Raw genomic sequence first — 12,459 nt, 5'->3', positions numbered from 1 at the left:
TCCGGCCGAAACGGGGAGCCAATCATGTCCATCACACTCAATCGTCGAACTTTTCTGGCCGGCACGGCCGTTGCCGGGGCCAGCAGCCTCATCGCACTGCATCCGTTTTCCGCGCGCGCCATGGCGAACCAGGCACATCTTCGGATCATGGAGACGACCGACCTGCACGTGCACGTATTCCCGTATGACTACTACTCTGATCGACCTCGCGACACGGTGGGTTTGGCGCGTACGGCGGCCCTCATTCAGGATGTGCGCGACGAAAGCACCAATTCGCTTCTGATCGACAATGGCGATTTTCTGCAAGGCAACCCGATGGGCGATTACATCGCCTATGAGCGCGGGATGAATGAAGGCGACACCCATCCGATCATTGATGCGATGAATGTGCTCGGGTTCGATGCCTCCACGCTCGGCAACCACGAGTTCAACTACGGCCTGTCGTTCCTTGAAAAGTCGCTGATGGGCGCTGCCTTCCCTGTGGTTTGCGCGAATGTTGCCATGGAAATGGGCGCCACCGCGCGCGACGACAAAACCTTCGTGCCGCCTTACGTCGTTCTCGATCATGAGGTGACCGACGGCGCGGGCGAAACGCACCCCATCAAGGTCGGGCTGATCGGTTTCGTGCCGCCCCAGATCATGAATTGGGATCGCCGCCATCTCGAAGGCAATGTGCAGGCGCGTGACATTCTGGACGCCGCTAACGCCTATATCCCGCAGATGAAGGAGGAGGGGGCGGACATCATCATCGCGCTGTCGCACTCCGGCATCGGCGAAGCGAACGTGTCCGACGGGATGGAGAACGCTTCAGTGCCGCTGGCGGCTATTGCTGGTATTGATGCCATCCTGACCGGCCACCATCACCGGGTCTTCCCGGGGCCGGACTATGAAGAGACCGCGGGCGTCGATGCGGCTGCGGGGACGATCATGGGCAAGCCGGCCGCGATGGGCGGCTTCTGGGGAAGCCATATGGGTCTTGTCGACCTCATGCTGGAACGCGACGGCGGCAGCTGGAAAATTGCCGCGCACACATCGGAAGCGCGGCCGATTTCCATGCGCAATGAGGACCGTTCGGTAACCGCACTCGTCGAGAGCGTGCCGGAAGTCGAAGCTTCCGTTCAGCAGGAGCATGATGAGACGCTCGCCTATGTGCGCCGCGCGGTCGGCCGGACGGACTCGGCTCTGCACAGCTACTTCGCGCTCGTCGCCGACGATCCCTCCGTACAGGTCGTGTCGATCGCACAGACGTGGTACATTGAGCAGATGATGCAGGGAACCGAGTATGAGGGCCTGCCTATCCTGTCCGCGGCGGCACCGTTCAAGGCGGGCGGGCGCGGCGGTCCCGAATACTACACCGATGTCCCCGAGGGCGATGTCGCCATCAAGAACGTTGCCGATCTCTACCTCTATCCGAACACCGCGCGGGCAGTTCTGGTATCCGGTGCGGAGCTCAAGGATTGGCTCGAGCGCTCTGCGGGCATCTTCAATCAGATCGAACCCGGCGGTCAGGATCAGGTTCTGCTCAACCCATCCTTCCCAAGCTACAATTTCGATGTGATCGACGGGGTGACCTACCAGATCGACCTGTCGCAACCTTCAAAGTTCGATACGGACGGCAATGTGGTCGCGCCCGATGCAAACCGGATTGTCGACCTCGCCTATAATGGTGTGCCGGTGACGCCTGACCAGCAGTTCGTGATTGCCTCGAACAACTACCGCGCTGGTGGCGGCGGAAATTTCCCCGGCGCGTCGCCTGACACGACGATCTTCGAGGGACCCGACACGAACCGCGATGTCATCGTTCGCTACATCGTGGAGCAAGGCACGATCAGCCCGCGTGCTGACGCCAATTGGTCGTTTGCGCCGATGGATGGCACCACGGTCCTGTTCGATACCGGGCCGGCGGCAACGCAGTACGCCGACCAGGTGCCGGGCGTTACCATTGAGCCGGCGGGCGACGGGCCTGATGGCTTTGCGCGGTTCCGCATCACGCTGTAGGGCAAGCCGGCGATAACGGCGGGCTCACCAGGGCTTGATTGGACCGTGCGCGGTGGTCGGCGGATGATGTGGTCATCATCCATCGATCCCCGCACGATCTGAGACGGAGCTCTCCCATGCTGAAACGCCTGACCTTCACTGCGATCCTGCTTGCCGCCCCCCTGTTTGCCCAGGCCAAAGTGTTGCCGCCCAGTGAGACCCGAGCGCCGCAGTGCGCCGAGGGTGAGCGGTTTGACCAGCCCAGCCAGCGGTGTGTGCCGGCCAATCAGGGTCAGGCGCAGTAGTGCCACCTTCCCCCTAATCGAGTGACGCAAAGCTCCCCTCGTGAGGAGCCTTCGCCATTTCTTCGGCCAGCAGGTCGAAAACCAAGCGGATGGGTTTCGACGTCCGAAGCTCCCGGTGGGTAAGCAACCATATCGGCACAGGGATACTTGGCACGTCCTCCAGAACCCGGACCATTGACGGAAATTGGATTGCGATATCACGGCCCATAGCGCAGATACCGAGGCCTAAACGCGCCATTTGCCAGCACGATACGGTGTTGTTGGACAGGGCCATGAAATCATCGACGCCGAGATCAAACCCCATCGTTCGCAGAAATCGAGCAAACCGCTCCGTCGGCTCAAAGCCGATGAAGTCGCTGGCCTGCACGTGTGATGCGTCCTTGGGGTGGCCGTTGCGTGCAATCCAATCGGCCGACGCAAAAAAGTGAGCGACATCGTCGCGCAGCTTCCTGCCGATGAGGTCGGGCTCGGTCGGTTCGACATGGCGGATCGCGATGTCGGCTTCCCGGCGGCGCAGGTCGGAAAGCGTGTTGGACGACACCAGCTCAATACTGATCTGCGGCGCGATCTGCCTTATCTTTGCGACGATCGGCGGTAGCGCGTAGATCGACATACTGTCGCCAGCCGAGATACTGACCCGCCCGACGATCGATTCTGATCGGCCAGAGGCAGTGAGCGCGAGCGCGTCGGCCGCTTCGCCCATCCGTCGCCCGTGCTCGAGCAGGTCGAGACCTGTTTCGGTGAGAATCAGTTGCTTGCCGATGCGTTCGAACAGCGTCAGGCCAAGTCGCTCCTCAAGCGCCGCCACTTGGCGGCTGAGCGTCGGTTGGGTCAGACCGAGCTTGCGTGCGCCCGCCGATAAGGAACCCGTTTCGGCTGCGGCAAGGAAACCGCGCATCTGGTTCCAGTCAAAGCTACTCATACAGATTTGTATATCATGCCTTCAAAATCGGGCAATTCTATAAAAATTTGTTGAGCGCTAGATGCGGTCTTGAAGGAGACATGCGATGACCACACAAACCATCAAGACCCTCGAAACCGCGCGCTTTTCCGCCGCCAACGCCAGCCGAGCACAAAGCCCCACCGTGTCCGATAGCACCGCAAAAGATGCCCGCTTCTGGGACAAGATCGCCGCCAAGTACGCAAAGAGCAAGATCGGCGACCCAGCCGGCTACGAGCGCACGCTCAGCCGCGTTGTCGACCATCTTCAGCCAACCGACCGTGTTCTCGAGGTGGGCTGCGGAACCGGCACAACGGCCCTGAAGCTTGCGCCACACGCCAAGGAAATCGTCGCGACCGACATCTCACCGGCGATGGTTGAGATTGCCCGCGGCAAAGCGCATGAGCAAGGCATAGACACGGTACACTTCGTTGCAGCCACGGCGGACGATGTCCGGTTCTCTGGCGAGCAGTTCGATGCCGTGCTGGCATTCAACCTATTTCATCTGGTCACGGATATTGATGCAGCGCTCGCCGCCATTGCAGCAAGCATCAAGCCAGGCGGTCTCCTGATGTCCAAAACGCCAAGCATTGGCGAGATGAACCCGCTTATCCGTTGGGTGATGATCCCGACCCTGTCGCTCATCGGCAAGGCACCATCGACCGTCCATTGCCTCAAATTCGGCGATATGGAACGTGCCTTTGATGAGGCTGGATTTGACGTCATCCTCGAAGAAAGCCATGCGTCAAAGGGTAAGGATACCCGGCCATTTCTCGTCGCGCGCAAGCGCTAAGGCGGCGCGTGAAGAAAGTCGCGTAAGGCGGCGAGTGTTTCGGTTGGAGCGGTATCGACGAAGAAGTGTCCCCCATCGATGGCTTCGCACTGGACCGGCCCGCTGGCGCGCCGACGCCAAAGCGCACCAACGTCGAACTTTTGGGCAAGCACGCCACGTGCTCCGTAAAGCACCAGCAACGGGCATTGGATGGTCTTCTGTTCGTCCTGCCGGTCGTGATCGAGGTCTGCGAACGCCCCCGAACGATAATCTGCGCAGGTTGCGATGATCATGGCAGGATCACGCCAGGCCGCGCGATAGGCTTCGAGGCTCTCCGGATCGAAATCGGTCAGTTTTGCCTTCCCCCAGCTTTGCAGGCAGTGTTCGAAGAACCCGTCAGGATCCGGCGTGATCAGGCTGCTTGCAAAGCCGGGCGACTGGGCGAGCAGTGGCCAGTGCCAGTAGGCGAGGCTCATCTCCGCGTCCATGTTTGCCCAAACGTCGGTCGTGGGGATGATGTCCAGCAGGCACAGGCTGATCAAACGCTCCGGCGCATCAAGGGCGAGCCGATGGCCAACGCGCGCACCCCTGTCATGGGCCGTTAGATGAAAGCGTTGATGCCCCAGTGCGCTCATCAAGCTGAGCATATCAGCGGCCATGTCGCGGAAGCTGTAGGGTGCGCCGTCCTGGTTTGGTTCGGGTTTGCTCGACGCGCCGTAACCGCGTAGATCAGCCGCTATCACGGTGAAGGACTGGGCTAACGTGCCCGCAAGCTCCGACCACATGGCTCGGGTCTGCGGATAGCCGTGCAATAGAAGGAGCGGCGGTCCGTTGCCACCGGCCACGTAGGCGATATCGACCCCGTCCAGGCAGCTGTGAAAGCCGGTGGTAAAGCCAGGGAAAAGCGGATCAGCGCTCAAGATCGATGGTCAGCTCGGCGCCGCCGAGGCCGTGCTGTGAGTCATGCGCTCGCACCGTGATGGTGGTGATGTCTGCTGGAATTGTGACAGTCACCGATCGCGTGAACGGTTGCTCCTCAACGTGCGGGTGAAGAAGCACTCGCTCGCCCAAGACTGTTCCGTCCGGGGCCAGGACATCGAAACGGTCCGCATAGTGCTCCCAACCGGTATCAGCATGTGCAACCGTTGCGCTTACCCGCCATTGCTCGTCGCCCAACGCTGTGGCTTCAACGGCAATGATATCGGCCTCACCAGCCAGCGCGGCGTCGCCACCCGCTGTGACGGCAGCAATCGCCACGATCACGGTACTTACTGACAGTGTTGTTTTACGGCTGAAGCGCATCGAGCCCGCTTTCAAGATATTCAGCAAGCATCGGCATACCTAACAGGTAGCCGCTGGTCGGACCTTCTGCGCGATCAGCCGCTTGTTCCTTAGCCTCTTCGTACCCGCTCGCATCGAAATCTCCGCGACCAACCCAGGCGATCGCGACAAGGGCAGCGGCCTCATCATCGTTCAAATCATCAATGAGTTCTTCGAGCTCGGTGGCCGTCAGGTCATCGCTCTCTTCTTCGGCTAGCCCATCATGATGGTGTGTGTCGGTCAGACGCTCGGCATCAAATTCCACCGATTCACCGGGCTGGTGCTCGAGATCGGTACCAATGTCGGCTGCAAGTGCTTTTGCCTTGTTAATGAACAGGCGCACCGTTGCCGGGTCGATTGATAGATCAACGCTGAGTGACTTTTGCATCCCGCTCCCCTTCTGCGGTTGAGGCCCGAAGACCTATTGCGCACGTTTTGGGACATCATCCAGCAGACCGAGCCAAGTTTCCAGTCTTTGCCGGTTTTTTCCCAGATCGGAATGGCCCAACTGGGCTGCCGCGTAGAAAGCGATGCTGGCGCTCGCATCGCCATCTGCAACCACCCAGATGTGATTGACATCTGGGAATCGGAGCGTTGGTGAGAAGGTCACCGCGCGGGCATAAAGTCCTTCGGGGTCCTTTTCCGCCCAAGTGACGCTGCTCTGCGCTTCGACCCGGTCGATCACCGTCTGGAACAGCACGGGCGCGGCAACGGCGAAGACCGGTGCCACGCGATCAGGCGGTATCGGTGTCGCCGTTTCAGGTGCCAGCAGCGCATCATTGGGCTTTCCCGTGCGCGCTATGTCGGCAAGCGCAAGCCGGCCAGTATCTGGGTCGCCGGCCAGGGTCCGCCAAACCGTCTGAGGTCCTACGGCGAAAAACGCCACGACCGCCACGACAGGTACGACGATAACCGCAGTTATCCATCCCAACATTGTCACCCCTCCTGCTACGTGGACCAGAGCATAGGTTTTTCGAAGCCTTCTGCTCGATCTGATGATGCGTCCCGCATCTGCTGCGTTCCGTGGTGCAGTATGCAATTTGGCACCCACGGACAGAGAATCAGGATACGGTGACAATCTGTCGACGCTGCGGGCATCGGAGATACTCATGCTCACGCTGTATATTGGAAACAAGAATTACTCGTCCTGGTCTTTTCGCCCCTGGATCGGCATGACCGTCGCGTCCATCCCTTTCGATGAGCGGCTGATCCCCTTCAACAATGAGGGCAAGAACCCCCAATACGCCCAGTTCTCGCCAACGTCTCAGGTGCCAGTGCTCGTGGATGGCGAACTCACCGTTTGGCAGTCTTTGGCAATCCTCGACCATGTTGCGCGCAAACACCCCGATGCTGGGCTTTGGCCGTCCCGGACCAGCTTGCGTAGTCGGGCGATGGCCATGTCGTGTGAGATGTTGGCTTCGTTTCTCGCGTTGCGCGCAGCTTGCCCCATGAATATGAGACGGCCACGCTCCGCGATCACCGTGACGCCCGCAATCCGGACCGATATTGATCGGATCGAACATATGTGGGCCGATGCGTTGGAAGAAAGCGGTGGGCCGTTCCTATGCGGTGGGTTCTCGATTGCGGATGCAATGTATGCTCCCGTCGTCAATCGGTTCGATGTTTACGATCACGACGTCTCGCGCCGTACCGAGCACTACATGCAAACGATCAAAGACCTACCAGCCTGGCGAGAATGGGAAGCTGCGGGCAGCGCCGAACCCTGGGTGGTGGAAGCCGACGAGGCTTGAAACTCAACAAACCTCGTCTTCTGGCGCGACTCGCACCAGCGATCCCGCGCTGTCATCCGTAAGCAGCCAGATCGCACCGTCCGGTCCTTGGCGCACGTCGCGAACACGGCCCATCTGTTCGGCGAACAGGCGTTCTTCGCCTACGATTGCCCCGTTTTGCCGGTCAAGTCGGACAAGCATCTGTGCACGCAGCGCTCCGACCAACATGTCGCCCTGCCAACTTGGAAACAGTGCGCTGTCGTTGACGATTGCCATACCTGACGGCGCAATGGATGGATCCCAGAAATAGATCGGTTGCTCGAGCCCGTCAGCCGCCGTGCCTTCACCGATGGGAGCGCCGGAGTAGTGAACGCCATAGGAGATGGTGGGCCAGCCGTAATTCAGGCCTGCTTGCGGGCGATTAATCTCATCACCACCGCGCGCGCCGTGCTCGACGGTCCAAAGGGTTCCGGTTTCGGCGTCCAGAGCGGCGCCCTGCGGGTTGCGATGACCTGTGGACCAGATCTCGGGCGCGGCTTGTGCGCCATCGGCAAACGGATTGTCGCTGGGGATCGAACCATCCGCATTGATGCGCAAAACCGAACCGGCATGGTCAAACGGATCCTGAGCGCGACGGTCAGTACCGCGATCACCTATCGTAAATGCAAGCGTTTCGTCGGGCAGGATGACGATGCGCGAGCCAAAATGAAAACCCGAATTATCGGGGTCCGACTGCTGAAAAATCACCTCGACGTCGGACAGAGTCGGAGAACCGGTGTCGAGCCCTTGCAGTGTTCCCCGCGCAATCGACGTTCCCGTTGACCCACTTCCTCGCGGCTCAGAAAACGAAAGGTAAATCGTACCGCTTCGCTCGAAGTCTGACGCCAGAACGATGTCTAGGAGCCCGCCTTGCCTGTTATCGACAACGTTCGGGGCGCCCGAGACACCGCTTACCGAACCATCGTCAAGATCGACGAGGAGCAGGCCGCCCGACCGCTCGGTGATCAGCGCTTGGTTGTTCTGTGGAAAGGCCAAACCCCAAGGATGCTCGAAGCCGGTCGTCACGATTGAGGCTTCAAGCGCGCAGCCCTGGCTTTGATCGCGAAAGTCATCTTGCGCCAAGGCGTATGTATGGCCGGTCAGCGCGACGGTGCTCGCGGTGAGAACAAGGGTTGCTATCGGCTTCGCGCGGCTGGGCATCGCGGTTGATCCTCTCGGTCAAGTCAAACGTCAGTTCAGGCGGTGACATTATAGGAGTTAGGGACTGAGCGCTGATGGTAAAGGCTTAACCATGCAAGCATGCCAAACTTGAAAACCACGTGCAGCTTAAGGATTTGAAGGATATCTGCCGTTAGCTGGCCGACAGGCCAATGCCTTCGTCATGGAGCAAGCGATGATCTTCAAATCCTTTTCTGAACAGGACCGGAAGTTGTGGGGCAAGCACATTGTCCAGCTGCAGCATACCTTGCACGAGAACGATCTTTTCTCGGATGAGACGCTGATGGACCTGATCGACCGCTATCCGCGCGACCAGTACAATCTGGTGACCATGGCCAAGCCTGGTGCGCCGAAGTCGTTCTGGCGCGAAGGCGAAAAGGGCAATTCAAGCGGGGAAGACGTGTTCAAGGCCATCGAGAACGGTCAGCTTTGGATCAACATGCGCAACACCCACATTGTCGATGAGCGCTACCAGAAGCTGATCGACACCATCTTTGGCGAGCTTGAAGGCTACATGCCGGACTTCAAGACCTTCAAACACAATCTGGGCATTCTGGTTTCATCGCCGGGGGCGCAGGTCTTCTATCACTGCGATATTCCCGGCCAGTCCCTGTGGCAGGTCCGCGGCAAGAAGAAGGTCTACGTGTACCCAAACACCGCGCCCTTCCTGACCGAGCCGGACATGGAGAAGATCATTCTCGGCGAGACCGAGGAAGAGATCCACTACGAACCCTGGTACGATGAGCACGCTTCTGTCGTCGAGCTTGAGCCGGGGCAGATGCTGCATTGGCCGCTGAACGCGCCGCACCGCGTTGAAAATCTCGGCATGCTGAACGTTTCGATCACGACCGAGCATTACACCAAGGATGTCACCAAGGCTTACGCGATGCGGTACGCCAATGGCATCTTGCGCTCGCGCGTCGGCATGAACCCGGCCGCTTCAATCGATAGCCCGACCGTTTATCCGAAGATGGGGATCGCCGCGGCCTTCAAGTATGGCGGTTTGCAGAAAAAGCGCGCCATCCAACGCATGGTGGATTTTCGCGTATCCAAGGATGCGCCGCAGGGCATGGAAGACATCCCAGCCTACGCGCTGTAAGCGGGCGGTGAACGTCAGATAAGGCGCTCCTCACGGGGCGCCTTTTTTCTTTATCGGATACGTTTGCTCTGGCGGCCAGCGTTTTGGCGAACCGACGCCGCCGCTTTTGACCAGCTGTGCCCGACAAGTGCTAGCATACCGATGAACAGGGCCAATAGCGCAAGCATTGTCACACCAGTCGACTGGGTCGTCATGTGAGCGAGCGCTTCGTTGCCAGCGTGTGCCCGCGCCGGCAGCATAAGTACGATCGCGATGACCGCGACCAAAGCGCCGCTCAGCCCGCGACACACTGCAGAAGCAAATGGGAAGGTCTTTGGCTCGGTACGGGCTGGGTTGCTGACCGCGGCTTCAGGTAACGCGTTGTCGGTCTGGAAGACGCTGAGGCTGGCTTGGCTTTGGGGCATTTGGGCGGACACGGTGGACCTCATGAAAGCGGGTAAACATTCCTGTTGTCACCACAGACCCCAGCGATGTGACCTCAGCTGGGACATGTTCGGGCAACAGCCGGGTTGTTTGATGACCCAAATGTGGCAACCTCGGTGTGTCCGGCGTCACATCGGCGGCGTTTAGGCGGCGGGGAGCGCCATCTTCGTCTTTCCCGTTCGCCTGTCTTTCAGACGCTGTTTGAGTTGCGCGGTGCCTTGAGCAAAGCTACACACCAGTGGTGGTGACACTCCCAAAACGCAAAGGACTTTGACGAAGATGGCTTTCCTTGCCGACGCGCTCTCCCGGATTAAACCATCGGCGACCATCGCGGTCACGAACAAGGCGCGGGAGTTGAAAGCTGCGGGTCGCGATGTGATCGGCTTGGGGGCTGGTGAGCCGGACTTCGACACCCCCGATAACATCAAGGAAGCGGCGATGGCTGCGATCCGCGATGGCAAGACGAAATACACCGCGGTGGATGGAATCCCTGAGCTGAAGGCTGCCATCTCAGCGAAGTTCGCACGTGACAATGAATTGTCCTACGAAACGGGTCAGATCACGGTCGGCACGGGCGGAAAGCAGGTGCTCTACAATGCCCTGATGGCGACGTTGAACCCAGGTGATGAGGTCCTGATCCCAACACCTTACTGGGTGAGCTACCCGGATATGGTTCTGCTGGCGGGCGGAACACCCACCTTTGTCGAGACGACACTCGAATCACAGTTCAAGCTCACCCCTGAGGCGCTTGATGCGGCGATCACCCCGAAGACCAAATGGTTCATCTTCAACTCTCCGTCGAACCCCTCTGGCGCCGCTTATTCACGTGACGAGCTGAAGGCTCTGACCGATGTGCTGATGAAGCATCCGCATGTTTGGGTGATGACCGACGATATGTATGAGCATTTAGTCTACGACGATTTCCAGTTCACGACACCTGCGCAAATAGAACCGGGGCTTTATGAGCGGACGCTCACGGTCAATGGCGTCTCCAAAGCCTATGCCATGACCGGGTGGCGGATCGGGTATGCTGGCGGGCCAGCGCATCTGATCAAGGCGATGGCGAAAATCCAGTCGCAGTCAACCTCTAACCCGTCCTCTATTTCGCAATGGGCGGCGGTTGAGGCACTTGGCGGCACGCAGGACTTCATCGAGCCGAACAACGACCTGTTCAAAGGCCGCCGCGATCTGGTGGTTGGTATGCTTAATCAGGCTAACGGTTTGAGCTGTCCCACGCCAGAAGGCGCCTTCTATGTCTACCCGTCCTGCGGGGGTTTGATCGGCAAGGCAACGCCCTCAGGCAAGGTTCTGGAGAGCGATGAAGACTTCGTCACGGAGCTTCTGGAAAGTGAAGGCGTGGCAGTGGTTCAGGGTTCGGCTTTTGGCCTTGGGCCCAACTTTCGGATTTCATATGCGACCTCGAATGAGGCGCTTGAGGAAGCCTGCACACGCATTCAGCGTTTTTGTGGAAGCGTAGCCTGACATAACGCAGTCTGCTCACGGACCCTCGCACGGGCTTGTGAGTGGACGGTGAGCCCCTGCCTGCCTATCTGTTGCGTATCGCCAACTACTTCAACACAGATACTAACCCAAGGTGCGCTGAGCCATGCTTATCCGATCGCCCAAGAGGTGGCAGCTGCCAGACAAAGCAGCAACCAGTGAAAGCGTCTATCTGTCCCGCCGTAGTCTGATGAAAGGTGCTCTGGCTCTTGGTGCTGTAGGTACCGGCCTGAGTGCTGCGCCGCGCGACGCACAGGCGCTTTTTGGTCTGTTCGACCGTGACGGAGGCAACGATGTGCCCCTGACGGTTGAAGGGGATCCGACGGCTAACCTTTATCCCGCTTTTGCCAATCCTGATTTCGCCAACGCCGACCGGCCGCTTACCAACGAGATGGATGCGGCAACCTACAACAACTTTTACGAGTTTGGTTCTCACAAGGGTATCTGGCGTGCGGCTCAGAACCTGGAGACCCGGCCGTGGACGGTCGTCTTTGACGGCATGGTCGAGGAGGAACGAACGGTCGATATCGATACGCTTATAGGGGCGATGGAGCTTGAGGAGCGGGTGTATCGCCACCGTTGCGTTGAAGCATGGGCCATGACGGTGCCGTGGACGGGTTTCGCAATGCGCGACCTGGTGGCTTATGCCAAGCCGTTATCGTCGGCACGCTATGTGGTCATGGAAACGTTCAACGACCCTGACATGGCCTCCGGGCAACGGCAGAGCTGGTATTCATGGCCTTACACTGAGGGTCTGACCATGGAAGAGGCAACCCACGAACTGGCGTTTATGGTCACCGGTGTCTACGGCAAGCCCATGGCCAAGCAGTATGGTGCACCGCTTCGCCTCGCTGTGCCTTGGAAATATGGATTTAAGAGCGTCAAATCCCTGGTTCGGTTCACCTTTACCGATGAGCGTCCTCTTACGTTCTGGGAGGAGGCCAACGCCAGCGAGTACGGCTTTTGGGCCAATGTGAACCCAGAGGTGCCGCACCCACGCTGGAGCCAGGCGACCGAACGCCTGCTGGGTGGTGAGGAGCGTGTCCCCACACTGTTGTACAACGGATATGCCGAAGAGGTGGCCGAGCTGTACAGCCAAATCGACGATCCTCGTTTGTGGATGTAGCCACTTGTGCATCGCAATAAAAAAGCCGCCGGTTGGTTTGCCAGTCGGC

14 protein-coding genes are annotated in these 12,459 nt (G+C 59.3%); 7 read left to right on the top strand and 7 right to left on the bottom strand.

Translation table 11 applies throughout. The annotated features are described in order from the left end of the window. The first annotated feature begins 24 nt into the window (after positions 1-24). Positions 25-1,998 (top strand): bifunctional 2',3'-cyclic-nucleotide 2'-phosphodiesterase/3'-nucleotidase, encoded by a 1,974-nt coding sequence (locus AAF739_03480; protein MEM6381709.1) that lies wholly within the window; start codon positions 25-27, stop codon positions 1,996-1,998. 116 nt (positions 1,999-2,114) lie between these two features. After that, complete coding sequence (locus tag AAF739_03475; protein MEM6381708.1) at positions 2,115-2,282, top strand: hypothetical protein; 168 nt, start codon at positions 2,115-2,117, stop codon at positions 2,280-2,282. Between the two features lie 13 nt (positions 2,283-2,295). On the opposite strand, the gene AAF739_03470 is transcribed toward AAF739_03475, so the two are convergent. After that, complete coding sequence (locus AAF739_03470; GenBank protein ID MEM6381707.1) at positions 2,296-3,204, bottom strand: LysR family transcriptional regulator; 909 nt, start codon at positions 3,202-3,204, stop codon at positions 2,296-2,298. 85 nt (positions 3,205-3,289) lie between these two features. Between AAF739_03470 and AAF739_03465 the strand changes: the two genes are divergently transcribed. Then, entirely contained in the window at positions 3,290-4,015 is a 726-nt protein-coding gene (locus tag AAF739_03465) for a class I SAM-dependent methyltransferase (protein ID MEM6381706.1), read from the top strand. On the opposite strand, the gene AAF739_03460 is transcribed toward AAF739_03465, so the two are convergent. Genes AAF739_03460 through AAF739_03445 form a run of 4 tightly spaced genes read right to left on the bottom strand, consistent with a single transcriptional unit; the run spans position 4,012 to position 6,248 of the window. Beyond that, positions 4,012-4,914, bottom strand: a complete 903-nt coding sequence (locus tag AAF739_03460; GenBank protein MEM6381705.1) for an alpha/beta hydrolase — start codon at positions 4,912-4,914, stop codon at positions 4,012-4,014. The genes AAF739_03465 and AAF739_03460 overlap by 4 nt on opposite strands. Beyond that, positions 4,904-5,296: a hypothetical protein gene (locus AAF739_03455; protein ID MEM6381704.1), complete on the bottom strand. Its 393-nt coding sequence runs from the start codon at positions 5,294-5,296 to the stop codon at positions 4,904-4,906. Before AAF739_03455 ends, AAF739_03460 begins: the two co-directional genes overlap by 11 nt. Next, positions 5,280-5,702, bottom strand: coding sequence for a DUF3775 domain-containing protein (locus AAF739_03450; protein ID MEM6381703.1), 423 nt, complete (start codon positions 5,700-5,702; stop codon positions 5,280-5,282). The genes AAF739_03455 and AAF739_03450 overlap by 17 nt, the downstream gene beginning before the upstream one ends. Positions 5,703-5,735: 33 nt before the next feature. Next, entirely contained in the window at positions 5,736-6,248 is a 513-nt protein-coding gene (locus tag AAF739_03445) for a DUF1499 domain-containing protein (GenBank protein MEM6381702.1), read from the bottom strand. Positions 6,249-6,417: 169 nt separating this feature from the next. On the opposite strand from AAF739_03445, the gene AAF739_03440 reads away from it, so the two are divergent. Beyond that, positions 6,418-7,065 (top strand): glutathione S-transferase family protein, encoded by a 648-nt coding sequence (locus tag AAF739_03440; protein ID MEM6381701.1) that lies wholly within the window; start codon positions 6,418-6,420, stop codon positions 7,063-7,065. Between the two features lie 3 nt (positions 7,066-7,068). Here AAF739_03440 and AAF739_03435 read toward each other — a convergent pair whose 3' ends face one another. Beyond that, positions 7,069-8,244 carry a PQQ-dependent sugar dehydrogenase gene (locus tag AAF739_03435; GenBank protein MEM6381700.1) on the bottom strand — a complete coding sequence of 392 codons (1,176 nt, stop codon included), beginning with the start codon at positions 8,242-8,244 and terminating at the stop codon, positions 7,069-7,071. Between the two features lie 193 nt (positions 8,245-8,437). Between AAF739_03435 and AAF739_03430 the strand changes: the two genes are divergently transcribed. Continuing rightward, on the top strand, positions 8,438-9,361 hold the full coding sequence (locus AAF739_03430) for a cupin-like domain-containing protein (protein ID MEM6381699.1): 924 nt from the start codon (positions 8,438-8,440) through the stop codon (positions 9,359-9,361). Between the two features lie 50 nt (positions 9,362-9,411). Here AAF739_03430 and AAF739_03425 read toward each other — a convergent pair whose 3' ends face one another. After that, complete coding sequence (locus AAF739_03425; GenBank protein ID MEM6381698.1) at positions 9,412-9,777, bottom strand: hypothetical protein; 366 nt, start codon at positions 9,775-9,777, stop codon at positions 9,412-9,414. Positions 9,778-10,063: 286 nt separating this feature from the next. Between AAF739_03425 and AAF739_03420 the strand changes: the two genes are divergently transcribed. Both AAF739_03420 and msrP read left to right on the top strand, forming a co-directional pair. Then, positions 10,064-11,266: a pyridoxal phosphate-dependent aminotransferase gene (locus AAF739_03420; protein MEM6381697.1), complete on the top strand. Its 1,203-nt coding sequence runs from the start codon at positions 10,064-10,066 to the stop codon at positions 11,264-11,266. A 124-nt stretch (positions 11,267-11,390) separates the two neighbouring features. Continuing rightward, on the top strand, positions 11,391-12,410 hold the full coding sequence (gene msrP / locus AAF739_03415; GenBank protein MEM6381696.1) for a protein-methionine-sulfoxide reductase catalytic subunit MsrP: 1,020 nt from the start codon (positions 11,391-11,393) through the stop codon (positions 12,408-12,410). Positions 12,411-12,459 lie beyond the last annotated feature (49 nt).

Source organism: Pseudomonadota bacterium (assembly GCA_039024915.1).
Lineage (GTDB): Bacteria > Pseudomonadota > Alphaproteobacteria > Rhizobiales > MH13 > MH13.
This window is presented reverse-complemented; position numbering and strand designations above follow the sequence as displayed.

Coding starts and splice junctions, on each gene's coding strand:
- AAF739_03480 (MEM6381709.1), top strand. CDS start 25: ATGTCCATCACACTCAATCGTCGAACTTTTCTGGCCGGCACGGCCGTT.
- AAF739_03475 (MEM6381708.1), top strand. CDS start 2,115: ATGCTGAAACGCCTGACCTTCACTGCGATCCTGCTTGCCGCCCCCCTG.
- AAF739_03470 (MEM6381707.1), bottom strand. CDS start 3,204: ATGAGTAGCTTTGACTGGAACCAGATGCGCGGTTTCCTTGCCGCAGCC.
- AAF739_03465 (MEM6381706.1), top strand. CDS start 3,290: ATGACCACACAAACCATCAAGACCCTCGAAACCGCGCGCTTTTCCGCC.
- AAF739_03455 (MEM6381704.1), bottom strand. CDS start 5,296: ATGCGCTTCAGCCGTAAAACAACACTGTCAGTAAGTACCGTGATCGTG.
- AAF739_03450 (MEM6381703.1), bottom strand. CDS start 5,702: ATGCAAAAGTCACTCAGCGTTGATCTATCAATCGACCCGGCAACGGTG.
- AAF739_03445 (MEM6381702.1), bottom strand. CDS start 6,248: ATGTTGGGATGGATAACTGCGGTTATCGTCGTACCTGTCGTGGCGGTC.
- AAF739_03435 (MEM6381700.1), bottom strand. CDS start 8,244: ATGCCCAGCCGCGCGAAGCCGATAGCAACCCTTGTTCTCACCGCGAGC.
- AAF739_03430 (MEM6381699.1), top strand. CDS start 8,438: ATGATCTTCAAATCCTTTTCTGAACAGGACCGGAAGTTGTGGGGCAAG.
- AAF739_03420 (MEM6381697.1), top strand. CDS start 10,064: ATGGCTTTCCTTGCCGACGCGCTCTCCCGGATTAAACCATCGGCGACC.
- msrP (MEM6381696.1), top strand. CDS start 11,391: ATGCTTATCCGATCGCCCAAGAGGTGGCAGCTGCCAGACAAAGCAGCA.